Source organism: Actinoplanes sp. NPDC049118, assembly GCF_040648555.1.
Classification (GTDB): Bacteria; Actinomycetota; Actinomycetes; order Mycobacteriales; family Micromonosporaceae; genus Actinoplanes.
Genome location: NZ_JBEZDY010000026.1, coordinates 89,911 through 113,967, shown reverse-complemented (window position 1 = coordinate 113,967; position 24,057 = coordinate 89,911). Strand labels below are relative to the sequence as shown.

At 72.1% G+C, this 24,057-nt stretch carries 23 protein-coding genes; 10 read left to right on the top strand and 13 right to left on the bottom strand.

Going from position 1 to position 24,057, the window contains the following annotated elements; genetic code table 11:
- The first annotated feature begins 140 nt into the window (after positions 1 to 140).
- Positions 141 to 476 carry a carboxymuconolactone decarboxylase family protein gene (locus tag AB0B58_RS32980; protein ID WP_360231747.1) on the top strand — a complete coding sequence of 112 codons (336 nt, stop codon included), beginning with the start codon at positions 141 to 143 and terminating at the stop codon, positions 474 to 476.
- Positions 477 to 592: 116 nt separating this feature from the next.
- Positions 593 to 2,008 (top strand): MFS transporter, encoded by a 1,416-nt coding sequence (locus tag AB0B58_RS32975; RefSeq protein ID WP_360231744.1) that lies wholly within the window; start codon positions 593 to 595, stop codon positions 2,006 to 2,008.
- 6 nt (positions 2,009 to 2,014) lie between these two features.
- Here AB0B58_RS32975 and AB0B58_RS32970 read toward each other — a convergent pair whose 3' ends face one another.
- The 4 genes from AB0B58_RS32970 to AB0B58_RS32955 all read right to left on the bottom strand — a co-directional run bounded on the left by AB0B58_RS32970 (position 2,015) and on the right by AB0B58_RS32955 (position 7,350).
- Positions 2,015 to 3,490: an alpha-amylase family glycosyl hydrolase gene (locus tag AB0B58_RS32970; protein ID WP_360231741.1), complete on the bottom strand. Its 1,476-nt coding sequence runs from the start codon at positions 3,488 to 3,490 to the stop codon at positions 2,015 to 2,017.
- Positions 3,487 to 6,225 carry an MGH1-like glycoside hydrolase domain-containing protein gene (locus AB0B58_RS32965; RefSeq protein ID WP_360231738.1) on the bottom strand — a complete coding sequence of 913 codons (2,739 nt, stop codon included), beginning with the start codon at positions 6,223 to 6,225 and terminating at the stop codon, positions 3,487 to 3,489. The genes AB0B58_RS32970 and AB0B58_RS32965 overlap by 4 nt, the downstream gene beginning before the upstream one ends.
- 62 nt (positions 6,226 to 6,287) lie before the next feature.
- On the bottom strand, positions 6,288 to 6,845 hold the full coding sequence (locus AB0B58_RS32960; RefSeq protein WP_360231735.1) for a DUF2231 domain-containing protein: 558 nt from the start codon (positions 6,843 to 6,845) through the stop codon (positions 6,288 to 6,290).
- Positions 6,846 to 6,915: 70 nt separating this feature from the next.
- Positions 6,916 to 7,350, bottom strand: coding sequence for a hypothetical protein (locus tag AB0B58_RS32955; protein WP_360231732.1), 435 nt, complete (start codon positions 7,348 to 7,350; stop codon positions 6,916 to 6,918).
- A gap of 224 nt (positions 7,351 to 7,574) precedes the next feature.
- On the opposite strand from AB0B58_RS32955, the gene AB0B58_RS32950 reads away from it, so the two are divergent.
- Positions 7,575 to 7,970, top strand: a complete 396-nt coding sequence (locus AB0B58_RS32950) for a hypothetical protein (RefSeq protein ID WP_360231729.1) — start codon at positions 7,575 to 7,577, stop codon at positions 7,968 to 7,970.
- Between the two features lie 55 nt (positions 7,971 to 8,025).
- A complete protein-coding gene (locus AB0B58_RS32945; RefSeq protein ID WP_360231726.1) occupies positions 8,026 to 9,207 on the top strand; it encodes a hypothetical protein in 1,182 nt (393 codons plus the stop codon).
- A gap of 1 nt (position 9,208) precedes the next feature.
- Here the strand turns inward: AB0B58_RS32945 and AB0B58_RS32940 are convergent, their stop codons facing one another.
- The 3 genes from AB0B58_RS32940 to AB0B58_RS32930 form a co-directional block, all read right to left on the bottom strand.
- Positions 9,209 to 10,510 carry a cation:proton antiporter gene (locus AB0B58_RS32940; RefSeq protein ID WP_360231723.1) on the bottom strand — a complete coding sequence of 434 codons (1,302 nt, stop codon included), beginning with the start codon at positions 10,508 to 10,510 and terminating at the stop codon, positions 9,209 to 9,211.
- Between the two features lie 58 nt (positions 10,511 to 10,568).
- Positions 10,569 to 11,024 (bottom strand): hypothetical protein, encoded by a 456-nt coding sequence (locus AB0B58_RS32935; RefSeq protein WP_360231720.1) that lies wholly within the window; start codon positions 11,022 to 11,024, stop codon positions 10,569 to 10,571.
- A gap of 206 nt (positions 11,025 to 11,230) precedes the next feature.
- Complete coding sequence (locus tag AB0B58_RS32930; protein ID WP_360231717.1) at positions 11,231 to 11,872, bottom strand: hypothetical protein; 642 nt, start codon at positions 11,870 to 11,872, stop codon at positions 11,231 to 11,233.
- Positions 11,873 to 12,044: 172 nt separating this feature from the next.
- Between AB0B58_RS32930 and AB0B58_RS32925 the strand changes: the two genes are divergently transcribed.
- From AB0B58_RS32925 to AB0B58_RS32915, 3 genes are read left to right on the top strand one after another with little or no spacing between them, the layout of a single operon-like run.
- Positions 12,045 to 12,503, top strand: a complete 459-nt coding sequence (locus tag AB0B58_RS32925) for a hypothetical protein (protein ID WP_360231714.1) — start codon at positions 12,045 to 12,047, stop codon at positions 12,501 to 12,503.
- Positions 12,504 to 12,542: 39 nt separating this feature from the next.
- A complete protein-coding gene (locus AB0B58_RS32920) occupies positions 12,543 to 13,241 on the top strand; it encodes a hypothetical protein (RefSeq protein ID WP_360231711.1) in 699 nt (232 codons plus the stop codon).
- Entirely contained in the window at positions 13,238 to 14,482 is a 1,245-nt protein-coding gene (locus AB0B58_RS32915; RefSeq protein ID WP_360231708.1) for a DUF2254 domain-containing protein, read from the top strand. The genes AB0B58_RS32920 and AB0B58_RS32915 overlap by 4 nt, the downstream gene beginning before the upstream one ends.
- 1 nt (position 14,483) lies before the next feature.
- Here the strand turns inward: AB0B58_RS32915 and AB0B58_RS32910 are convergent, their stop codons facing one another.
- Entirely contained in the window at positions 14,484 to 16,169 is a 1,686-nt protein-coding gene (locus tag AB0B58_RS32910) for a SulP family inorganic anion transporter (RefSeq protein WP_360231705.1), read from the bottom strand.
- A 54-nt stretch (positions 16,170 to 16,223) separates the two neighbouring features.
- Entirely contained in the window at positions 16,224 to 17,996 is a 1,773-nt protein-coding gene (gene sulP / locus AB0B58_RS32905) for a sulfate permease (protein WP_360231702.1), read from the bottom strand.
- 332 nt (positions 17,997 to 18,328) lie between these two features.
- On the opposite strand from sulP, the gene AB0B58_RS32900 reads away from it, so the two are divergent.
- Together AB0B58_RS32900 and AB0B58_RS32895 are read left to right on the top strand one after the other, a co-directional pair.
- Positions 18,329 to 18,754, top strand: a complete 426-nt coding sequence (locus AB0B58_RS32900) for a hypothetical protein (RefSeq protein ID WP_360231699.1) — start codon at positions 18,329 to 18,331, stop codon at positions 18,752 to 18,754.
- A gap of 80 nt (positions 18,755 to 18,834) precedes the next feature.
- A complete protein-coding gene (locus AB0B58_RS32895) occupies positions 18,835 to 19,992 on the top strand; it encodes an AI-2E family transporter (protein WP_360231696.1) in 1,158 nt (385 codons plus the stop codon).
- 22 nt (positions 19,993 to 20,014) lie between these two features.
- Here the strand turns inward: AB0B58_RS32895 and AB0B58_RS32890 are convergent, their stop codons facing one another.
- Both AB0B58_RS32890 and AB0B58_RS32885 read right to left on the bottom strand, forming a co-directional pair.
- The gene (locus tag AB0B58_RS32890) at positions 20,015 to 20,488 is read right to left on the bottom strand and encodes a hypothetical protein (RefSeq protein WP_360231693.1); all 474 of its coding nucleotides are present in this window, start codon (positions 20,486 to 20,488) and stop codon (positions 20,015 to 20,017) included.
- Between the two features lie 259 nt (positions 20,489 to 20,747).
- Positions 20,748 to 21,551 carry a class I SAM-dependent methyltransferase gene (locus AB0B58_RS32885; RefSeq protein ID WP_360231690.1) on the bottom strand — a complete coding sequence of 268 codons (804 nt, stop codon included), beginning with the start codon at positions 21,549 to 21,551 and terminating at the stop codon, positions 20,748 to 20,750.
- A 365-nt stretch (positions 21,552 to 21,916) separates the two neighbouring features.
- On the opposite strand from AB0B58_RS32885, the gene AB0B58_RS32880 reads away from it, so the two are divergent.
- Complete coding sequence (locus tag AB0B58_RS32880; RefSeq protein WP_360231687.1) at positions 21,917 to 22,093, top strand: hypothetical protein; 177 nt, start codon at positions 21,917 to 21,919, stop codon at positions 22,091 to 22,093.
- A gap of 13 nt (positions 22,094 to 22,106) precedes the next feature.
- Here the strand turns inward: AB0B58_RS32880 and AB0B58_RS32875 are convergent, their stop codons facing one another.
- Together AB0B58_RS32875 and AB0B58_RS32870 are read right to left on the bottom strand one after the other, a co-directional pair.
- Positions 22,107 to 23,450: a neutral zinc metallopeptidase gene (locus tag AB0B58_RS32875; RefSeq protein WP_360231684.1), complete on the bottom strand. Its 1,344-nt coding sequence runs from the start codon at positions 23,448 to 23,450 to the stop codon at positions 22,107 to 22,109.
- A 6-nt stretch (positions 23,451 to 23,456) separates the two neighbouring features.
- A complete protein-coding gene (locus AB0B58_RS32870; protein ID WP_360231681.1) occupies positions 23,457 to 24,041 on the bottom strand; it encodes a hypothetical protein in 585 nt (194 codons plus the stop codon).
- Positions 24,042 to 24,057: the final 16 nt, after the last annotated feature.

Sequence of the window (24,057 nt, the reverse complement as noted above, 5' to 3'; positions counted from 1 at the left end):
AGTGTCGGCGGTCCGCCCCGCCCCGGCATCCCCCGTCGCGGACGGCACCGCGGCTTTCCTCCGACGCGGATGAGGCAGGCCGCAGAGCACCCGCGAAGACTCGGCCACAGCCCTCGCAACCTACGGACGGAGACCCGACCATGTCTGTGGACGAAGCAGTCGCCGCGTTGCTGGAATCGGTGATGCCCGGCGAGGCGCCGCTCGCGGAGACGCTGATGCGGATGCACAGCGACGTACAGGCGCAGTCCGGCCTCGACGACCGGACGTACCTGCTGGTGCGGATCGCGGCGCTGGTGGCGGTCGACGCGCCGGCCGCCTCGTACCTGGTGAACCTGACCGTCGCGGACGAGATCGGCATCACCGCCGACGAGGTACGCGGCGTGCTGATCGCGCTCGCACCGCTCGTCGGCAGCGCGCGGGTGTTCTCGGGCGCGGAGAAGGCGCTGAACGCCCTCGCCGCCGCCCGGCGGATGTAGCGGGCCGGATCATTCGCAACGGATGAAGTCGCTCCCCGGCTGAGACGGGACGCTGGGACGGATGTCCGGCGCCCGGACCGTCGACGCGCGCAGCCCGAGTGGAAACAGGAGCCCGCATGACTCCACATGCCTCGGCGGAGGGGACCTCGAGCGCGCTGCGGCGGGTCCTCATCCCCCTCGCCCTCGCCCAGTTCATCTGCAGCTTCGCCGGCTCCAACATGAACGTGATGATCAACGACATCAGTCATGACCTGGACACGACCGTGGAGAACGTGCAGCTCACGATCACGATCTTCCTGCTGGTCATGGCGGCGCTGATGATCCCCGGCGGCAAGCTGACCGACCGGTACGGCCGGAAGCGGTGCCTCACCGTCGGCCTGGCCGTCTACGGCGTCGGTGCCCTGCTCAGCGCGGCCGCCCCCGGCCTGGGCGTCCTCATCATCGGCAACTCGATACTGGAGGGAGTCGGCACGGCCCTGCTGATCCCGCCCGTCTACATCCTGACGACGCTGCTGTTCACCAGCGTCAGCTCGCGTGCCCGCGCGTTCGGCGCGATCAGCGCGGCGGGCGGCGTCGGCGCGGCCGCCGGGCCGCTGATCGGCGGGCTCATCACGTCGGCGATCAGCTGGCGCGCGGCCTTCGTCTTCCAGGCCATGGTCATCGTGGTCATCATCGTGCTGAGCCGGCGGTACCTCCGCGATCCGCTGCCGGCGGATCCGACGCGCCCGTTCGACACCACCGGCGCCGTGCTGTCAGCCATCGGCCTCATCCTCGTCGTCATGGGCATCCTGGTGGCGGACGACAACATCTGGCTGACGCTCGGCCTGATCGTGGCGGGCGCCCTGGTCCTCGCGTGGTTCTTCGCGTCGGTGCGTGCCAAGGAACGCGCCGGTCAGGAGCCGCTGCTGTCGACGGGGCTGTTCCGCAACCGCACCTCCAACCTCGGCATGGTCACCCAGAACATCCAGTGGCTCGTGCTGATGGGTGTCTCGTTCGTCGTCTCGGCGTACCTGCAGGTCGTGCGCGGATACAACGCCGTGCAGACCGGCGTGATCTTCACGGCGGCGACGGTCGGCCTGCTGCTGTCGTCGCTGACAGCCGAACGCCTCGCGAAGCGCTACGCGCAGCGGACCCTCATCCTGGCGGGCTTCGTCGGCACGATCGCCGGCATCGTCGTCTTCCTCGCCATGATCGCCGTCTCCAAGAGCATCTGGGCCTTCGTACCCGGGCTCTTCCTGATCGGCCTGGGCATCGGCGCCATGCTGACCCCGTCGGTGAACATCGTCCAGTCCAGCTTCAGCGAGGGCCTGCAGGGTGAGATCTCCGGGCTGTCGCGCAGCGTGTCCAATCTCGGCTCCTCGCTGGGCGCCGCGATCGCCGGCACCATCCTGGTCGCCGGGCTGACGAAGACGCCGGAGCGCGCCTACGCGCTCGCCATGATCACGCTGGCGGTGATCGGCATAGCCGGGCTGGTGGCCGCGGTGAAGCTGCCCTCGACGCCACCCGCACCGGCGGCCGCCGAGCCCGGCTGAGGCCGGTCAGGCCGGCTCGACCCGGAACACGTGTGAGCCCCACGGCGCAAGGTCGACGTAGAGCCCCGGGTCCACGAGCTCGCCGCCGTTCCGGTCGTAGGTCCGGTCGTCCAGGAGGTCGACCAGCCGCCACCGCCCGGTGCGCAGGCGCTGCCACGGCAGCGGCACCTGGGCCTGTGACGGCGCGGAGGACAGGTTCACCACGACGAGGTGGTGCGGCAGCTCGCCGTGCCAGGCCCAGGCCAGCAGGTCCTGGTGGGTGAGGTTGTCCGGCCATCCCCGGCAGTCCAGCAGCCTCCAGTCGCCGCGCCGGACCGCACCGGCGACGCCCAGCAGCCGGCGGTAGAACGGTGGCAGTTCCGGGTCGGCCGGCTCCGCCGGGCGCCGGGCCAGGAACACCGGCAGGTGCACGCGCCGCCCGTCGAACTGCCCGTCGTGCCAGAGCGTCGCACCGGGCAGCGTGGCGACGGCGACGGCGGCGGCCCGGTCCCGGCCACCGGGGAACTCAGCGGCTGCCCGCGGCTCGTCGTGGTTCTCGATGAAGCGGATCAACCGGCGCTGGTAGTCCGCCCCCGCGCCCAGGTGCTTGCGCACCGCGTCCGCGTTCTCGTGCGCGAGCCGGTCGTAGAGGCGCTTGTCGTAGCAGAAGTCGAAACCCTGCTGCTGAAGCGTCCACTCCATGTCCCAGTACGCCTCGGCGATGAGCAGGGCGTCCGGGTGCCGCAGCCGCACCCGGTCGATGACCAGGGGCCAGAACTCCTCGGCGGGCGGGGCACCGGCGTGCCCGCCCCAGGTCCGGCCGAACACCTCGTTGGTCAGCAGCATCGCCATGTCGCACCGGACGCCGTCGCACTGGTCCAGGATGGCGCCGAGCACGTCGACGGTGGCGTCGCGCAGCCCCGGGTGGAACGCGTTGAGCTGCACCACGTCCGGCCACGGCGGGAAGAACGGGTCCCGGCCGCGGGCCACCACCCGGCCGCCGCCGCCGTCGAACCAGGCGTCCGGTGCGGCCGCGAGGTCGGCGGCCGTGCCGGTCACGAACCACTCCGGGTGCGCCGTAACGGCCGGGTGGTCGGGCGCGACGTGGTTGGGCACGTAGTCGAGGATCAGCCGCAGCCCGCGCCGGGCCAGCTCCGCGCGGGCCACGGCCAGGCCCGCCGGCCCGCCGAGGCGCTCGTCAACGACGTACCGCCGGACGCAGTACGGCGAGCCGACCACGTCCTCGGGGCCCAGGTCCGGCAGCGCGGCGCGGAACGAGCGCTGCAGGCCCGCGTTTCGCCGGGCGATGTCGAGTCCCGCGGGGCTGCGTTCCCACACCCCCATCAGCCACACCGCGTCCGCGCCCTCCGGCGCCAGGTCGTCCCACACCTCGCCGGGCAGGTCGGCGAGCGTCGCCTCCGCGCCGAGGCGCCCGCGCAGGTCGGACAGCCACGGCCAGGTGTCGACCTCGTAGACGACCGGGGCAGAGGGGTGGCCACTCATCGTTGCACCGTACCGAACCCAGAGCGGAAGCCGTCCTTGATGCCGCGCTCGAGCAGGTCCTGGCTGGTGATGTTGGCGAACAGGTTGGCGAACACCGCGACCAGTCCGGTCCAGCCGGTCTGATGGCTTGCGCCCAGGCCGGCGCCATTGTCGCCGTGGAAGTATTCGGAGAACGTCAGCAGGTCGCGCCAGTGCTCGTCGTCGGCGTAGATGTGGTTCCCGCCGTAGCAGGGCCGGCGCCCGCCCTCCCCCGGCAGGAAGATCCGCGTCAGGCGGTCAGAGATCTCCTTGGCCACCTCGAACAGGTTCATCGTGACCCCGGATCCGGTGGGGCACTCGACGGTGAACTCCTCGCCGTAGCACACGTGCAGGTTGAGCAGGGCACGGATGAGCAGGGCGTTCATCGGGAACCAGACCGGGCCGCGCCAGTTCGAGTTGCCGCCGAACATGCCGCTGTCGGACTCCGCCGGCAGGTACGGCACGCTGAACCGCCGGCCGTCGACGTCAAGCTCGAACGGCTGGTCGGCGTGGGCCCGCGACAGCGAGCGGATGCCGTACGGGCTGAGGAACTCGTCCTCGTCGAGCATGCGCGCCAGGATCCGGCGCAGCCGCGGCTCGTCGAAGAGCGCCAGGATGAAGTGGCCCCGGCCGCCCTCGTACCGGCCCCCGGACAGCACGGAGCTCACGCTCGGGTGGCGGGCGATGAAGTCACGGGTCTGTTCGAGCAGCTGCGGATAGCGGCCCGTGATCTCGGGCCCGACCACGGTGGCGGCCGCCAGCGGCAGCAGCCCGACCAGCGACCGCACCTTCAACCGGGTGGCGCTGCCGTCGGGCAGGCGCAGCAGGTCGTAGAAGAACCCGTCCTCCTCGTCCCACATCGTCTCCGCCTTGCCGACCGAGCGGTTGACCGCCACCGCGATCCAGGCGAAGTGCTCGACGAAGGTCTGCGCCTGCTCGATGTAGACCGGGTCCTCCGCGGCCAGCTCCACCGCGATCTGCACCATGTTCTGGCAGTACAGCGCCATCCAGGCGGTGCCGTCCGCCTGGTCGAGGTGGCCGCCGGTCGGCAGCGGGGCGCTGCGGTCGAAGACGCCGATGTTGTCGAGGCCGAGGAAGCCGCCCTGGAAGACGTTGCGGCCGTCGACGTCCTTGCGGTTCAGCCACCAGGTGAAGTTCTTGGACAGCTTGTGGAACGCGTTCTCCAGCCAGTCCCGGTCGCCCCGGCCGGTCCTGGACTTCTCCAGCTCGTAGAGCAGGTACGTGGCCCAGGCGTGCACCGGCGGGTTGACGTCGCCGAAGTTCCACTCGTACGCCGGGATCTGGCCGTTGGGATGCAGGAACCGCCGGCTCAGCAGCAGGTCCAGCTGCCCCTTGGCGAAGGCGATGTCGACCATGCCGAGGGTGACCGCGTGGAACGCGAGGTCCCAGGCGGCGAACCACGGGTACTCCCAGGTGTCCGGCATCGAGATGATGTCGTGGCTGTCCAGGTGGAACCAGTCGCCGTTGCGGATCCCCCGCGCGTCCAGCGGGTCCAGGCCGTGCTCGGCGAGCCACTGCTCGACGTCGTAGCCGAAGTACTGCTTGCTCCACAGCATCCCGGCGAGGGCCTGGCGGACCACGAGCCGCTCGGACTCCCGGAGCCCGGGTGCGATGTGGTCGCCGTAGAACTCGTCGGCCTCGGCGCGGCGCCGCTCGAGGAGCTCGTCGAAGCCGGCCGCCGACGACCGGTCGCCGGGGTCGCCGGGTCCGACGGCCTCGTCGGTGAGCCGGAGCCGGACCGTCGCCGAGCCGCCGGCCGGCAGCTCCAGTGCGACGTCGGCGGCCACCTTGGTGCCGGTACGCGCCGGGTTCACCGCCCCGGCCTCGCCGTGCACCACGAAGCGGTCGATGCCGTCCTTGACGTACGGGGTCGCGTTCGCGCTGCCGAAGAGGCGCTCGGAGTTGGTCTCGTTCTCCGTGAACAGCAGGTCGTGTTCGCCCTGGCAGAGCAGCCAGCGGCGGCCGAGCGTCTCGTGCTGCGCCGCCACCACGGACAGGCCGGGCACGTCCGGCACCTCGCGCAGTGCCGGACGGCCGGCCGGCCGGTCCCCGGACCACGTGTTGCGGAACCACAGCGTCGGCAGCAGGCGCAGCGTGGCCGGTTCGGGACCGCGGTTGTGGACGGTGACCTTGATCAGGAGGTCCTCCTCGGCGGCCTTGGCGTACTCGACGAAGACGTCGAAGTAGCGGCCGTCGTCGAAGATCCCGGTGTCGAGCAGCTCGTACTCGAACTCGTCGCGGCCGCGGGACCGGGAGGTCGCGAGCAGATCCTCGTACGGATACTCGCGCTGCGGATACTTGTACAGCATCTTCATGTACGAGTGGGTCGGCGTGCTGTCGAGGTAGAAGTACTGCTCCTTGACGTCCTCGCCGTGGTTCCCCTCGGCGTTCGTCACGCCGAAGAAGCGCTCCTTGATGATCGGGTCGCGGCCGTTCCACATCGCGACGGCGAAACACAGGCGCTGCTCGTCGTCGCTGATGCCCGCGATGCCGTCCTCGCCCCACCGGTACGCCCGCGAGCGCGCCTGGTCGTGTCCGAAGTAGGCCCACGCGTCGCCGCCGGCGCTGTAGTCCTCCCGCACGGTGCCCCACTGGCGCTCGCTGAGGTACGGCCCCCACCGGCGCCACGCCCTTCCGGCCGTGTCGGCCTCACGCACGCGGCTCTGCTCGGCACCGGATGACGCTGCATTGGTCATGGGCTCATGGTGGCAGTGGCCGCGCGCGCCACGGCTCATCCGGCCGGGATGAGCCGGACACGCTACCCCTGCCCGGTAACGGCATGCGGCTCGGCCGGGCGCCGGGGACGCGGGACGCGCCCGTCCGCGGCGGGGCCGGGGCCGGCGGCCCGGCCGGCGCGCGGTCCCGCAGCCGGTGCCGGCCGGGCGCGGCCGGCACCGGACGGTCGCCGCGGCCCGAGCCGGCCGCCGAACCAGGTGCCGGCCCCGGCGGCCGCGAGCCCGATCACCTCGACCAGCAGCAGCCCCGCGTCCGCGCCGCGGTCGGGTGTGCGCAGCCGGATCAGCGCGACGACGGCGAAGACGATCAGGACACAGAGGTCGAGCAGCACGCCGACGGTGCCGGCGCGGGCGGCGCGGCCCTGCCGGGCGGGCGGGATGTCGATGATCGCCACCGAGATCGCCGGCACGCCGCCGGCGAGACCCGCGACGATGTTCCAGAAGGCGAGCGTCGCGAGCATCCCCGGCGCACCGGCCAGGGTGGCGACGTCGAAGATGACCGCGTTCGCGAGCAGGCCGAGCGGAAACATCAGCAGGAGTGGGTGCACGGCGTTGTCCGCGACCCGGAGCCGGCTTTCCATGCGACTGTCACCGTCCTCGGCTGCGGTCGCCGTCGCGACTGGACCTTCGAACGCGAAAGGGACGGCCGCCTCAGGGGTTGATCTGCCGGGTCTCCCGGCCGTGCACCGCCAGGGCGAAGATGATGAACACGTCGAGGGTGATGACGATGATCGACCAGAGCGGGTACGCGGGCATGAAGACCATGTGCATCACGGCGTTGATGACGGCGAGGATCACGCCGGTCACCCGGGCCCAGGTCTGGCCCACCATGACGCCGTAGCCGGCGAAGAGGAGCAGCACGCCGGAGAGCAGCAGGAGCCAGCCCCAGGCGGTGTAGTCGATGCTGAGCACCAGCCCGCTCGAACCCACCAGGTAGAAGTCGTCACGAATCAGCGCGACGATGCCACCCATCACGTTGAAGAATCCGCCGGTCAGCATGATGATGCCGGCGAACAGAACCCAACCGACCCAGCCGGTCACCCTGTCGTCGCCATACCCGGCGACGGGATCGTGTGTGTGCGCCATGACTGGCCCCCTCTAGGTGTACGCGAAAGGCGGGTGCCGCCCAATGCGCCTCAAGGCTGCCCCGCCGCCCCGGTCCCCCGGATCATCCGAGGGGAATGAGCCGGACGATCAAGATCGGCCCCGCCGCCCGAGGTCGTCGGGCTTCACCCCCGCCGGATGAGGCTCAACCGACCGGCCTACCGCAGGCTGGGCAGCAGTTCCTCTTCAGGGGTGGTGGAGTGGTGATGTCGCAGGTACGGCACGAGCTCGAGCCGAGGATCGCCGCGAGCCTGGCGCTCGACGCGCTGTCGGAGGCCGGCAGGTTCTCCGCGAACGGCCTGGGCACGGTGGGCGCACGCGCGGGCCGGCGCGCCGCCGTCGCCGGGGCCGAGGGAGCCCGCCGCACCGGCCGGGCCTGGGCGGCGCTGCGGGGCGCGGCGCCGCCACCGCCGCGGCGCGTCGGCGGGATCGTCGTCGTCGCGGTCGCGGCCGGCGGCGTCGCCGCGCTGGCGATCCGGCGCGGAGTCGTCGCCTGGCGCGCCTCCGGCCGCTCGGACGAGGTGGCCCGCCGCCTGCGCGACGCGTTGCGGCCCGCGCCGGCGGTGGGCCCGCCGGTGGACTCCGTGACCCGGGCGCCGTAGCGACGGCGCGCGCCATGAGCCAGGTGGAGACCTACCCGTCGGAGGGCCGGCATACATGGACATGACGGCGATGGTCGTCTTCGCCGCGGTGGTGGGCGCGCGGTTCCTCGTCCCGCTGCTGATCCCCCGGTACCCCCTGCCGGCGATCATCGCGGCGCTGACCCTGGACGGTGTCGACCAGACCATCTTCCAGGCGATGGGGTACGACCCGCCCGGCTACCAGGGCTACGACAAGGCGATGGACGTCTACTACCTCGCGATCGCCTATCTGTCGACGCTGCGCAACTGGACGAGCCGGCCGGCCGTGCAGGTGGCCCGGTTCCTCTACTTCTATCGGCTGGTCGGGGTCGTCGCGTTCGAGCTCTCCGATTGGCGCCCGCTGCTGCTGATCTTCCCGAACACGTTCGAGTACTTCTTCATCGCGTACGAGGCGTACCGGTTGTTCTGGAATCCGGCGCGGGTCTCCCTGCGGTCGTGGATCACCGCGGCGGCCGCGATCTGGGTGTTCGTCAAGCTGCCGCAGGAGTGGTGGATCCACATCGCGCAGCTCGACGTCACCGACATGATCGCCGAGGTGCCGTGGTTCGGTCCGGCGATCGTCGTGGCCGTCATCGGAATCTGTGCGGTCTACTGGTACGCGGTGCGGCCGCGGCAGCGGCCGCCGGACTGGTCCTGGCACGTCACCGCCGAGCCGCTACCCGCGGAGGCCGCCACCGTGGCCGCGCGCAACCGGTGGGTGGCCGCGCACGGCCGGCTCGCGTCCAGCCGGACGCTGGAGAGCGTCGTGCTCGTCGGCCTGATCTGGGTGGTCTACGCGTCGGTCCTGCCGGGCACCAGGGCCACCAGCGTCCAGTACTTCGTCGGCACCGCCGCGTTCGTCGTGGCCAACGCCGCGGTCAGCCTCTGGGTGGCCCGCTCGGCGCGGGGCGTCGAGCGCGCGCTGCCGGCGTTCGCCCTCCGGGTGCTGATGAACGTCGCGATGGTCTGGTCGGCCGGGTGGCTGCTGTCGCGCGGCGGCGGCGGGCTGAGCACGCCCGACGCGCTGTTCTTCGTGCTGCTGCTCAGCCTGATCACCCTGTTGGAGAACCGCTTCCGGCCGGTCTACGAGATCCGTTTCTCGCCCGCCGGCACCGCCACGGGTCAGCGGTGCGGTGGCCGCAGGAGCGGTCCCGACGACCCGGGGTGCGGCCCCGAACGGTGTGAGCTCTCCGTCGGCTGCCAGGCACCGGGGCCGTGAGTCAGCCGGCCCGAGGTTCGCCGGGCTCCCCTGCCGGCCGGGCCGGGCCGGCGGCGGGGCGGTGGAGCAGCCCGCGGATCGGCAGCTGGGCGGAGCCGTCGCCGGGCGGCACGGGAACGACGTCCGTGGCCGTCGCCGCGTACCGGTTGGCGAGCGGCTTCGCGCTCAGGCCGTGCGCGAACACGCTGAACAGCACCGTCGTCCCGATGATCGCCACGACCCGGTCGGCCTCGCCGTGCAGCTCCTCGAGGGCGATCAGCGCGAAGATGATCGAGGCCAGGCCGCGCGGCCCGAACCATCCGACGAACGCCATGGTCGCCGGCGACAGCCGCGCTCCGAGCAGCACGAGGCACACCGGCAGCATCCGGAGCACGGTGAGGCTCAGGACGGCATAGCCGGCCATCCGCCAGTCGATCTCCGCCATGACGATCGGGACGGCGATCGCGCCGAAGGTCAACCACGTCAGCAGCGACACCAGCCCGGCCGTCTGCTCGACGTAGAAGACCTCCTTGACCCCGCCGCGGCCGGCGGAGTTGCCGAACGCGAGGCCGGCGACGAAGGCCGCGACGAAGCCGTTGCCGTCGAGCCACAGCGTCGCGGCGTACGCGGCGAGGGCCAGGGCCAGCACGCCGGGGCCGGCGAAGTCCTCCGACATCCACCCGCGCCGGCCCGCGAGCCGCATGGCCCGGCCGCCCACCGCACCGAGGGCGACACCGACGGCGAGGCCGATCGCCAGGCCGCTGAGGCCACCGCCCGGGCCGCCGTCGATGACCCCGGCGGCCACCGCGCCCGCGATCGCGAACATCACCACCGGGGTCGCTATGCCGTCGTTGAGCCCGCTCTCCACGTTCAGGACCCGCCGGATCCGTTCCGGCACGGCGGGGTCGGCCATCACCCCCGAGCCCAGCGCCGCGTCGGTGGGCGCCAGCGCGGCGCCGACGAGGAGCGCCAGCCACACGCCCATGCCGTCGAACATCCACATAGCCAGCAGCGTCCCGGCCGCGATGGTCAGCGGGAGCCCCACCGCGAGCAGCCGCGTGTACAGCCCGAGGTCGGCGCGGAACTCCCGGATACCGACCCGGGAGGCGTCCGCGAACAGCACCCACACGAGCGTCACCTCGGCGAGGAGCTTGACGGCCTCCCGCGAGAGTTCCGGCTCGACGACGTGGACCACCTGCGAGAGCAGCAGCCCGACGGTGACGAAGATGATGGGTGCGCTCAGGTCCGCGCGGCCGAGTCGCGTCGAGAACAGGCCCCAGGCGAAGACGACAAGCATGACCAGCGCGACGACCGCCTCGTCCATGGACTCTCCCTACCCGAGTTGCGGTCGTCGCCCTCGGCGGGTGACATCCGGGGGCCGGCTATGCGCCGTAGACCTCCTTGACCTCACGGCCGTGCACCGACAGCGCGTAGATGACGAGGACGTCGATGGCGATGATCAGCGTGCTCCAGATCGGGTAGGCCGCGAGGAAGGCGAGGTTCACGATCGCGCTCAGCACGGCCAGGATGATGCCGACCACCCGCGCCCACGTCTGCCCCACCAGAACCCCGAATCCGGCGAGCAGCGCGACGACCCCGAGGAGCAGGTGCACCCAGCCCCAGACGGTGTAGTCGACGGAGAGCACCAGCCCGCTGCGGGTCACGAGATAGTAGGTGTCGTTGAACAACGCGACCAGGCCCACGATGCCCTGGAAGAACCCGAGCAAGACCATCATGATGCCGCTGAAGACGATCCAACCCACCCAGCCGGTCGGCTCTACCCGCGCACCGCCGTAGCCGGGATCCACGGTCGCACCAGACTGCCCTTTGTCGGACATCCCTCTTCCCTCCCCAGACCGAACCGGTGAGCCCTTTGTGGACTCGTCCACTGAGAACAGAGCCTGTTCCCTGCGGCCCGGCGACGCGTCACCCGTGGCGGGTGAACGGACGCATCGACGGGACGGTTCGGTGTCCGGCGCTCCCGCCACCCTGCTGCCATTGACGGTCATTTATCGGTAGGCGCAGTCCGCGACGCTCGGCCAGGTCAGGCCGTCGGCGACGCCGAGGCCGGGGCCGAGGCGATCAGGCCCTGGCACGCGGGGGCGGCCTCGAAGGCGTACCGGACGGCCTCCGCGCTGCCGACGACGACGTCGCGGACCGCCTCGCGATACGCCGCGACACCGTCCGCCGCCTGGGTCGCCGCGGTCTTCAGCGCCGCCACGCTTGAGGCGAGCTCCTCGTCCGTCTTCGCGGCCGCGACCTGGTCCCCCGCCGCGCTGAGCTGATCGGCCGACTGCTGCGCCTGCTGGCCCGCCACCAGCAGCTGCTGCTGCGCCTGCGCCGTCTGCGGAACGACGCCGCCGGGGATGCCGGAGAGCGTCCGGGCCAGGTTCGCCGCCGAGTCCTGTACGTCCTTGACGCTGTCCTTCACCTGCGCCTGCACCGAGTCCGGGGAGGTCGTCGCGTTCGAGGCCTCGACCCCGATCGCCTGGCCCGCGCTCTGCACCGTCGCCTCGAAGTCGGTCGTCGCCGTACACACGGCGTTGGCCCAGGCGACGGTCGCGTCGGGCGTCGGCGCCGGGCTACCGGAGCCGTTGCCCGACGGCGTGTCCGAGTCGCCGCAGGCGGCGAGCAGCACGGCAAAGGACAACGAGAGGGCGATCACGGCAACACGAGACTTGGCCATGTGCCCGAGTGTTCGCGGAATCCTCCCGGGCGGGATCATCCGCGCCGGGTGAGGGTCACGACGCACGGCACCCGGCGCGCTCCGTCCCGCCCGGCTCACTCCCGGCGGGTGAGGCCGGCACCGCCCGCGCGCGACAGGCTCGGGTGCAGTCGAATCATCAGGGGTGGTTGACGTGAGGTCGAGAGCAATGCAGGCCCTGGAACCGAGGATCGCCGCGGGCCGGGCGTTCGATGCGCTGATGGAGGCGGGACGGTACTCCGGACACGGCCTGACGACGGCGGGCGGGCGGCTCGGCCGGCGGGCCGCGGCCGCCGGCATCGAGGGCGCGCACCGCACCGGCGACGCCTGGGCGGTGCTTCGCGGCGCGTCACCGCCACGGCGCGGGTACGCGGGCCTGACGGTCGCCGCGGCGGCCGGGTGCGCCGTCGGCGCCGTGGTCGCGCTCGCGGTCCGGCGCGGAGTCGTCGCCTGGCGCGCCGAGGAGCCCGGTACCGAGTTCACGCAGCGCCTGCGCAGCGCCCTGCGCGGCACCGTACGCGGTACCGCCACGCCGGCCACCGCGACCGGCGGAAGCATCGCGGAGGAGCCGGCGACGCTGCCGGCCACCGCATCGCGCGGTGCCGCACAGTAGGCCGGTACCGCGGGCCGCCCGTGCCCCGGTCGGCCGATCGTGAGCGAAGACCCGACGGCCCGGCGCGCCCGGGCCCGCCGGGCGATCGGGCGCGCGCTCACCGCGCCACGGGCGGCGGCCGTCGCGGGCATCGCCTTCGCCCTGCTGCTGGGCACGATGCTCGTCCTCGTCCGGCTCTCCGTGCCCGCGGGGGCGGAAGGGTCCGTCACCTGGTTGGACGACGCGTCGCGGCGGCAGTCGTTGCAGCTCGCCCTGAACCTGGCGCCGTACGCCGGAATCACCTTCCTCTGGTTCATCGGCGTCATCCGGGACAACGTCGGCGAGCGTGAGGACCGGCTCTTCGCCACCGTCTTCCTCGGCAGCGGCCTGCTGTTCCTGGCGATGCTCTACAGCTCCATGGCGCTCTCGGCCGCCCTGGTGGTGACCTACACCAGCGGCGCCGCCAGCAACGACGTCGCCACCTTCGCCCGGTCGACGACACACGCCCTCACCAGCATCTACACCGTGAAGATGGCGGCCGTCTTCATGATCTCGACGTCGACCATCGCCATGCGGTCCGCGTCGCTGCCGCGCTGGCTGGCGCTGCTGGGCTTCCTCCTCGGGCTGACCCTGCTGATCGGTTCCAACTTCGCGCCGTGGGCGGACATGATCATGCCGGTGTGGGTCCTGCTGTTGAGCGTCGTCCTCCTGATCGGCACCTACCGGCGGCCGGAGGCCGGGCGGGAGCACGAGCGATGACGCCGTGGGCCGTCGTTTTCCGGTTCCGGCAGTACCTCAAGGGCAGCCTGTGGGTGATGCCGCTGTGCGGTGCCCTGCTCGGCCCGGGCGTCGGGTACGTCGTGTGGCGATTCGACGGCATCCTCAACCTGCCGGAGTCGATGCGCTACTCCGCGGCCACCGCCACCGGCGTGCTGACCGCGATCGTCGCGGCGATGATCGGCCTGCTCGGTTTCGTCGTGACGATCGGCGTCCTGGTCGTGCAGATGGCGACCGGAACCCTCTCACCGCGCTACATGCGACTGTGGTACCGCGACCGCATGCAGAAGGTGGTGCTGACGGGCTTCGTCGGCACGTTCACCTACGCCTACTCGCTGCTGAGCCGGGTGGAGGAGGACGACGTACCCGATCTCGGTGTCCTGCTCGCCGGGGTGCTGACGGTCTGCAGCCTGGTCATGCTCCTGCTGTACCTGGACCGGTTCACCCACAATCTGCGCCCCGTCGCCGTCGCGGCGGCCGTCGCACGGGCCGGACAGGCCGTCATCCGGCTGCCGCACCCCGGCGCCGCACCGGCGCCGCACCGCGGGCCCGCGGTGGCCACCGTGCGCGCCCGCTGTTCCGGCGTCATCCAGGCGATAGAGGCCGGCCGGATGACCGAGGCGGCGCGGCGCGGCGGCTATCACCTCGTGATGGCGTACGGGGTCGGCGATTTCGTTCCGCGCGACGCGCCTCTCATCGAGGTGTACGGCGGTGACCGGGCCACCGTGGACCCGGCCCGGCTGCTCGGCTGGGTGGCGGTCGGCCGGGAGCGGACCATCGACCAGGATCCGGCCTTCGCCCTGCGGATCCTCGTGGACATCGCGATCCGGGCCCTGTCCCCCGCCGTCAACGACCCCACGACCGCCGTACAGACGATCGACTACGTCGAGGAGCTGCTCCGGGCGCTGGCCCGGGCGCAGGCCGCCGGCCCGGCGCCGCCCGGCCTGCTGACCGTGCCCGGACCGGGCTGGGAGGAGTACGTCGCGCTCGCGATCACCGAGATCCGCGGGTACGGCGCGACCTCGGCCCAGGTCTGCCGGCGCCTGCGCGCGCTCCTCGAGGACCTTCGTGACGACACGACGGCGGCGCAGCGGGAGGCGATCGAGGCGCAGCTGCGGCTGCTGGACCTCGCCGTCGCGCAGTCCTGGCCGGACCCGGCCACGAGGGGGTTCGCGCAGAACGCCGACCGCAAGGGCATCGGCGGCGACGACCGCGGGCGCTGACCTATTCGAGCGCCGACAGCCATCGCTGCGCCGCACGGTACGCCACGATTGTGGACTCGCCGACCACCTCTCCCGCCGGGAACAGCTCGACGCCCCGCACGTTCTCGAGGGTCCGGTTCTTACGGGCCTGCTCCAGCAACGCCGGTTCGATGCCGCTCACGAACAGCCTTCCGCCCACCGCGGTCAGCCGCTCGGCATAGTCGCAGAGGACCAGGAAGGCGGTCGCGCCCAGGGTGACCCGGCCGCGGAGCCGGAGCACCACCGCCGGCTGCCTGGTGGGCGCGGGGTCCGGTAGCTGCGCCTGCAACGTCCGGGCGCCGGCGTAGAAGAGGCTGCCGTAGACGTCGAGCACCACGACCCGGTGCGACTCGAGGTGCGGCGCGGCCGGTTGCTCCAGGAAGCTGCCGTCGACCTGCGGCAGAAGTTCGACGACCCGAAGGTCGAGTGCCTCCTGGTTCAGCTGCATGAGCAGGGAGACGACCAGCCCGACACCCACCGCCGCGGCGATCGGCAGGAACAGCGTCCCCACGAAGGTCGAGAGCACGGCTATCTGGGAGATGTGCCCGGTACGCATGATCGCCCGAATGTCGGCCACCCGGAACGACCCGACGGCCGCGAAGATGAGCACGGCCGACAGGGTCGACACCACCACGCTTCCCAGGAGGTCGGAGAAGAGCAGCAGCACCACCGCCATCCACAGCCCCGAGAAGATGGTGGCCCACCGCCCGGCGGCCCCCGCCGAGATGTTCAGCGCGGTCCGGCCGGTCGAACCGCCGACGGGCATGCCGCGGAACAGGCCCGCGAGCAGGCTGCCGACGCCCTGCGCCACGAAGTCCTGGTTCGGGTCCGACCGGGCCTTGTCCCGGTTGGGTGCCGACTCCCTGATGCCGGCGCCCTGGACTAGGATGACGGCGGCGACCGCGAACGCCCCCGAGACCAGGCTGAAGGACAGGTCCGAGAGCCGCGGCAGCGCCGGCATCGGCAGGCCACTGGGGATCTCCACGCCGTCGCGGACCAGGGGTACCGCGCCGGCCGGCAGTGCCGAGACGACGAGGGCGGGCACGACCAGGGCGATCAGCGTGGAGTAGGTCGCCAGGCGGGTCCGCTTCAGGGCCGCCATGAGTCCCAGGGCGGACAGCCCGGTCACGAGCGCCCCGAGATCGATCCGGCCGGGGTGCGTGATGAGATCCCACGCCCTGGCGAGCGCGATCGGGCCCGAGACCTTCGCGCCCGCGAGGAGGGCGAGCTGGCCGCAGATGATGTTGGCCGACACCCCCGAGAGAAAGCCGATCATGACGGAGTGGGGCACGAACCTGGTGTAGCGGCCCAGCTTCATGACGCCGGCGACGACCATCACGCCGCCGGCCAGCACGGTCAGGAGGAACAGCGCCCGTGGCCGGTCCTGTTCGGGTACGGACTCCACCGCCGAGCCGGCGGCGAGGGCGGCCGCGGTGGTGGTCGTGATGGCCATCATGCGGGTGCTGACGGTGAGCCCTCCGCCGATCGGGCCGAAGACGCCGGCGTAGAGGCCGTGCACCGGACTCACGCCGGCCAGCAGGCCGTGCGCCATCCCCTCGGGTACGGCGGTGACCGATCCGGGCAGACCGGCGGCGAGATCCCTACCGAGGGCGCCGCGCTCCGGCGCTATCCAGCGCAGCCATCGTCGCGTGCCGGCCAATATCTTCACCGAGCGAGTGTCGGCGCGAACGGACCGCGCGCCATCCCCCGGCACAGGTGAAGATCAGGGTCTGCGGGTCCATTCCACGCCCGTCTGCTCCCGGTAGGCGGCGACCGCGTCCTCGATGGTGTGGAAGAAGTGCTCCGGGTTGATCGTCCGGGTCAGCCCGTAGCGGTCGATCTTGGTGCGGACCGGCGTCTTCATCTCGGCGAACACCAGCGAGACGCCGTCGGCGTTCAGCTCCTCGTCCAGCTGGGTCAGGACGTCGGCGGCGGTGGTGTCGACGTCGGTGATCGGTTCCGTGGCTATCACGATCCACTTCGGCGGCGGATCCGTGCGGGCCAGCCGCCTGATCTGGTCACGGAAGACCCGGACGTTCGCGAAGATCAGCGGTGCGTCGAAGCGGAACAGCACCAGCCCCGGCAGGTGCTCGGCCTGCGGGTAGTCCCGCAGATCGTGGTAGCCCGCGACGCCGGCGGCCCGGCCGAGCACGGCCTGGTAGGGCCACCAGGCCCGGCGGAAGACGTTCAGCACCGACAGCGCGACCGCGATGCCGATGCCGGGCAGGACGCCGAGCAGCGCCACGCCGAGAAACGCGGCGATCGAGAGGCTGAACTCGACCCGCCGCTGCCGCCACAGCCGCGCGGTGCCGGGGATGTCGGCCAGCGATATCGAGGCGGCGATCACGACCGCGGCCAGGATCGGCTGGGGCAGGTTGCGCAGCATGCCGGGCACCAGGATCAGCATCAGCGCGATGGTGACCGCACCGACCACCCCGGTCACCTGCGTACGCGAACCCGACTGCTCGGCGACGGCGGTGCGCGAGCCGCTCGTGCTGACCGGGAAGCCCTGGAAGAAAGAGGCGGCGACGTTGGCGGCGCCGATGCCCACCATCTCCTGGTCGCCGCGGACCTCCTGGCCGCTGCGCGCGGCGAAGGCCGAGGAGGTGGAGATGGTGTCGGTCAACGAGACCAGGGCGATGCCGAACGCTCCGGCGAGGAGCACGCTGAAGTCGGACCAGGACACGGACGGAACGGTGAGCGGCGGGAAGCCCTGTGGCAGCGCGCCGACCAGCCCGACGCCGCGGTCGGCCACGTCGAAGACCTGTGCGGCCACGATCGCGGCGACGACCGCGATGAGGACCCCGGGCACCTTGGGCAGCCAGCGCTGCAGCAACACCATCAGGGCCAGCCCGGCCACCCCGATCGTGACCGCCGCGGGCACCGTCTCGCCGGCGGCGACGCCCTTGGCGAAGCCGACCGCCTCCTCGATCAGGCCGTCGCCGTCGACGGAGAAGCCGAACAGCTTCGGCAGCTGACCCACCAGGATGGTCAGGGCAAGGCCGTTCATGTAGCCGATCTGGGTCGGCCGCGACAGCAGGTCGGCGAGGAAGCCGAGCTTGGCGATGCCGGCCACCACCAGCAGCACGCCGACCATGAGCGCGAGCATGGAGGCGAGCGCCACGGCCTGAGCCGGGTCCGCGGCGGAGCCGAGGGTGGTCAGGAGCACCGCGGCGATCATCGGGCCCAGCGACGAGTCCGGCCCGAGGACCAGGATCCGGGACGGGCCGAAGACGGCGTACGCGAGCAGGCAGAAGATCGACGTGTACAGGCCGGTGATCGACGGCAGGCCGGCGAGTTCGGCGTACGCCATGCCCTGCGGCACCAGCAGGGTCGTCAGGACGATCCCGGCCACGACGTCGCGCGGCAGCCAGGCGGCCCGGTAGTTCGCGATGACCTGCGCGCCGGGCACCCACCGGGTGATGCCTCCCGGGAGCTCGTCGCCCGGCGGCGGATCCCCCGCGGCCGACGTGGCGGCGCGTTCCCGGTTCGTCACGTTGCCTGCCTCTCCGCGGTTGGCGTAGGCCCAGTGAGCTACAGACGGCGGCCGCGGTCCTCACTCCGCGCGAATGAACAACGGCCCGGGCGCCCGTGCCGCCGGCCGGGCGTACCGCGCGATCCGGCCGGTGACCGACGTCGATCGCCGGGCAAATGCCGCCTACCAGGCTCGGCGTGCCCGCCGGCGGCCCGGTCCGGGCGCTCCGGGTCGCCCATCGATCACGCGGGCCGGTCGGCCGCCGGTTCATTCGCCGGGGATGGCGTGCGGTGATCGGGGCGGCACCAGGATACGAGCGAGGTCCGGCACGCGGACCGTTCGAGGAGTGCAGCATGGCCGCAGATCAGCGACGCAGGACGTCCAGGCCGTCAAACCAACCGACGGGCTGGGTGGGCCTCGTCATCTTCGGCGGCATCATGCTGACGGTGCTCGGCGGATTTCAGATCATCGAAGGGCTCGTCGCCCTGTTCAACGACGAGTACTACGTGACGACCTCGCGCGGGCTGGCCCTCACCCTCGACTTCACGGCCTGGGGCTGGACCCACGTCCTCATCGGCCTGGTCGCGCTCGCGGCCGGCATCGGCATCCTGAGCGGGCAGACCTGGGCCCGGATCACCGGCATCGTCATCGCCGTGCTCAGCGCGTTCGCCAACATGCTGTTCCTGGCGGCCTACCCGGTCGGGTCCACCATCGTGATCGCCCTCGACATTCTGGTGATCTACGCGCTCGCGGTCCACGGCCGTGAGATCAAGTACTGATTCCACGGCAGCCGGGGCCTTCGGCCCGGGAAGGAGCAGGCCGTGATCCGTACGGTGTCCCAGCAGTCCGGGCCCGGCGCGTGACCGGCGCCGCGGAGGGGCCGCCCGCCGTCCTGCCGCGCGGGGTCACCGTCCTGCTCGGCATCGCGGGGGTCGTGATCGCGGTCGCCGGCCTGCGCGGCGTGGCCCACCTGATCGCCCCGGTCTTCCTGGCGCTGATGCTGACCGTCACCGTGAGCCCGCTGAGCGTGTGGCTTCGCCGGCACGGCGCACCGGTCTGGGTGGCAATGCTGACCACCGTCACCGTCGTCTACGTCGTGCTGTTCGGCCTCGGCACCGCCATGGCCGTCTCCGTGGCGCAGCTGATCGACCTGCTGCCGACCTATCAGGCCCAGTTCACGCAGTTGCAGGCGGATCTGGTGAGCGCCCTGAGCCGGCTCGGCATCAGCGAGGCCCAGCTCAGCGACGTCGTGGAGCGGGCGAGCCCGAGCGCGGTCACGAACCTGGTGGGATGGGTGTTCGGCGGACTCACGAGCGTCCTGTCGGACGCGGTGTTCCTGCTCGCGGTGCTGCTGTTCATGTGCCTGGACGCGGTCAGCTTCCCCGCCCGGCTGCAGTCGACCGCCGGCCAGCGCCCGCAGGTCGTCACCGCGCTGCGCTCCTTCGCGCACGGCACCCGCAGCTACCTGCTCGTCTCGACGGTGTTCGGCCTGATCGTGGCGGTGATCGACACCCTGATGCTGTGGGCACTGGACATCCCGCTGCCCGTCCTGTGGGGCCTGCTCGCCTTCATCACCAACTACATCCCGAACATCGGCTTCGTCATCGGCCTGGTGCCACCGGCGCTGCTCGGCCTGCTGGACGGCGGCGTCGAGAAGATGGTGGCGGTCATCGCCCTGTACTGCGTCGTCAACTTCGTCATCCAGTCGGTGATCCAGCCCAAGATCGTCGGAGACGTGGTGGGGCTGTCGTCGACCGTGTCGTTCCTGTCCCTGGTCTTCTGGGCCTGGGTGCTGGGCCCCCTCGGCGCGCTGCTGGCGATCCCGCTGAGCCTGCTGACCAAGGGGCTGCTGGTCGACATCGACCCGTCGACCCAGTGGATCAACGTGCTGCTCTCGGGAGGCTCAGCCCCGGCGCCCGCACCCACGCCCGCGGCGCAGGTACCTCCGGACGCGGCGGAGGACGACGCGGAGCGCAGGGACGCGGCGCCCGGCGATGCGCCCGGCAACGCCTCCTGAGCCGGACCCAGGCCCGCGACGATCAGCCGCAGCGGTTGTCGAGCTGCCGCCGCAGCGCGGCCCAGCTCGCCGAGACGGCCGCCACCTGCGCGGTCAGCTCGGGCATCGCCGCCTTGACGCTCTCCTTGTCGGTCAGCCCCGACGCCGTGCCCGACAGCGCGGCGAGCGACGCGCGCAGCGCGGAGATCGTGGGCCGGTACTCGGCGGACGCAGCGGCGCTGAGCGCGTCCAGGTCCTGGTGCACCTGCTGCGCCGCGGTCACGAGCCCGGCGGCGCCCGCCGTACCCAGGTCGAGCCCGCGCAGCGACGCCACCGAGGACTCGAGCTCGCCGCGGGCCGCGCAGACGGCCGCCCCCGACGCGTCCGGGCTGGGTGGCGCTTGCGCCGCGCTGGTGACCACCTGCGGAGTGGCGGTGCTTCCGGAGTCGCCGCCGGAACCGCACGCGGGTGCCACCAGCACCAGCGTGAGCGCCGCGAGCATCCCGGACCGACGCACCCTGGAACCCGTTCGTGACATGGTCTCGCCTCGCCTTCGTCTCGCCCGCGCCCGAGGTGCGATGGGCGGCCGGCATCATCGACCCGACCGCCAGTCTCGGCCGCACCGGCCGGCGCCACGTCATCCCCGGCGGACGAGATCCGGGCCGCCGGGCCCGGACGGGGCATCCGTGGTGCCGGCCGCGGCCCAGTGGCCGCGACGGACACGCCGCGCCGTTTCACCCCGCGCGGATGATGCCGCCGTGCCGCCGGGCGCACGCTCAGCCGGCAGCCCGGCGTGCCACGCAGACGACGTACCCCTTGGGGTCACGCCACGGCCCGGACCCGCCGGCGAACCAGGACCGGACCCGCCCGTCGATCACCCGGGCCAGCTCGGGCCGCAGGGCCGAGCCCGGTTCGACGCCGTGGAACGACAGCTGAGCCACCGCGAAGGCGACGACCGGCTCGGGGCGGTCGAAGACGAGCGCGTTGTCGTAGCGGTGCACGACCACGTCCCCGAAGGCCGAGGCGATCATGCCGGGCAGGTTGGCGGAGTGCACCCTGCTGCTGGGCGGCCCGGGAGACCGCACGCCGGCCGCCGCGACGACCTCCGCGACGAGCGCGGACACCCGCGGCGTCACGTCCGGGTGGTTGACGATCGCGCCGAACGCGCCGCCCGGCCTGAGGACCCGCCGCGCCTCGGCGATCGCCCCGGCCACGTCCGGCACGTGGAAGAGCATGTGGCGGGCGGTCACTACGTCGAAGCTCCCGTCGCCGAACGGCAGCGTCGCAGCGTCGCCGAGGCACGCCGACACCCCGGCCACGCCGTCGAGCGCCCGGACCGCGGCCGCGGACGTGTCCAGCCCGGCGAGCCGGCCCCGGTGACCGCCGGCGCCGAGGTCGCGCAGGAAGGACCCGGTGCCGCAGCCGACGTCGAGCAGGTCGTCGTGCGCGGACAGCGCGACGGCCCGCCGGACCGCGGCCTCCACATCGTCCGGAGACTCGCTGTACCGCCGGTGGGTGCGGATCCGCGTGGCCAGCGGCTCCAACGACAGATACTCCTGTACGTCCGAGACAGAACTCACGTTCACCCTCCGGTGGTCGGCCCTCGTTGGTGACGCTAGTAGTAGCCGGTATAGTCCAGCCACGTGCGGCGTCCGGCTCGGAAGTGCGGATGCCGGCACCGGATCGAAAACGCGCCTCGGCTCGTCGATCTTGGGGGTGGGCCGTCGCCGACTGGCGGTCAGCCTTACAGGAGGACATTGATGTCCAGGAACAACGAGTTTCAGGGAACGCCGGCACAGCAGGCGTTCTGACCTGAGTTCTTGCACAAGTCGGAGCGGGAGCTCGGCTTCACCGGTCAATTGACTGGTCGAGCTGAGCCGCGCGCGTCTCCTCGACCAGACGAGTCGAGAGGCGAACAGTGGGGCTGACATACCTCGAGCCGCTGATGACCAACGTTCCCTGGGCGGCCGTGCTCGTCATCTGCACCCCGATGGCAGCCATCACCATCATGTTCCTCTGGGCCATCTGGATGGTGGAGAAGTCCCGGCGGGTCGAGGCGATCAAGGCGATGGCGGAGCTGGTCAAGGCGCTGCGTCCGGGCAGACGGAACCGGTTGCCGTGACCGGACGCGGCGCTCATTCGCATGCGGGCAGGCCCTGCAGGACGCCCTTGCGGTAGGCGGCGATGCGATCGAACGCGGACGGGCCCGAGCCCTCGGCGGCCCGGCCGAAGGCGAGCAGCGCCGCCACCGCCTCGTCCAGGTCTCCGGGCGACAGCCGGGTGGTACGGCCGCTGTCGTCGCGGTTCAGCAGGTCGTTGGTCCACGACCCGGCCAGGCAGTCGACGGCGAGCTGCCCGGCCGCCTCCCGGGTCGACGCGCCGCGGCGGTGCTGGGCGGCCCGGGCGAACAGCTCTCCGATCAGCATGCCGACGGCATTGTCCCCGGCGCTGCGGTACAGCGCCGGACCCAGTTGAGCGTTGTCGAAGGCGATGAACTCGCCGTCCGGGCAGTAGAAGGCCGCGCCGCCCGCGACGGCGTCGGGATTCGCGCACGCCGGGGCCGCGGAGTCGAACGCCCGCACCGGCAGCGGCCGCCACGGCCTGCCGGCGAGCCCGGGGAAGGTCCGGCCCCAGTACGCCTCCGCGTCCCGGGACAGGGTGTCGACCGCCTCGTCGTAGGGCAGGTTGCCGCCGCTGCGGGCGTCGTCCAACCGGGTGAACGGCACCTCGGTGACCGGCAGGTTGTCGGCGCTGTAGCCGGCGCAAACGGCGGCACCCTGCTGGATGCCGTCCTGCATCGCCCGTACCCGGTCGAAGGCGTTGCCGTGCGCGCCCTCGGCGGTCGCCGACATGCCCGGCTGGTCGCGCAGCAGCAGGAGGCCCCCGATCGTGTTGTCGAGCTGGGCCGGCGTGATCCCGGAGTAGGCGGTGGATCTGCCGGCCAGCGCCTCGGCGAGCCAGGCGCCGGCGAAACAGTCGGCCTGCTGCTCCAGGACGACGGACGGCTGGTCGGTCAGCCCGAGCCGGGCCTGGATCGCGTGCCCGTACTCGTGCGCCATGACCACGCCGACCAGCAGCGAGCCGAACTGGGTCCGCAGCTGCGGGATCAGCAGCTGGTCGTCCCAGGCGATGAAGTCGCCGGTCGGGCAGTAGAACGCGTTGGGCTGGTAGACGCTCTCCTCCCCACCGCAGGGCGGCGGCGGGTCGGCCTCGGTGTACGGGTGGTAGCCGCCCTGCAGCGGCTCGAAGGGTGCGCCGCCGCTCAGCGCCGGATAGGTGTCCGCCCAGTACCGCTCGATGTCCTGCAACGACCGGCTCACGAGATCCTCCGCGGCCGGCACCGACGGCGACGCCACCGGCCGGGGCCGGGGTGGTGACTCGCCGCGCCCCGTGCAGCCGGCGAGCGCGACCAGCAGGACGGCGACCACCAGCCGGGCCGCCGCCTCGATGCGCACCCGGCCGGTGGAGGGGGTCGTCACGACCGCTCAGCTCCGGGTCACCCGGAGGTCGCGGTCCACGCCCTTGTAGGAGGCGGTCAGCGCCGAGATGGTGGTGGACGACTTCAGCCGTACCCGGTCGATGGTCCTGGCCCCGGACTGGCCGCGGCCTTCCGGGCAGGGCGCGCCCACCGCCGGCCCCACGGACGTGCCCGAGACCCCGCTTACCGCGCCGGTGAGCCGGAAGCCGACGACCCGGCCCCTCGGCTCGGCGCTGGAGACGGACGACGCGTCGTAGGCGACGGATGAGCGCAGATAGACGCGCGTGCTCAGCCGGGGGTGGGTCACCACGATCGTCACGTGGTCGCGTCCGCCATTCGGCTTGTCCCAGCCACAGACCACCGAGTAGACGTCCTCGATCGATCGGCTGTGGCTGAAGGTGATGCCGGCCGCGCGCGCCTGCAGCACCGCGTTGCTCCAGCGGAAGGGCGCCTGCACGTCGTTCCGGCCGACGTAGCCGGTGCCCTTGGCGGGGTCGAACCTGATCGAGGCGGACGCCGCCGTGGCTGGAACGAGGCCGCCCGCGAGGGCGGTGCCGACGACGGCGAGGGTGGAAACGAAACGGGAGTGCATGTCGTTCTCCTGAGAT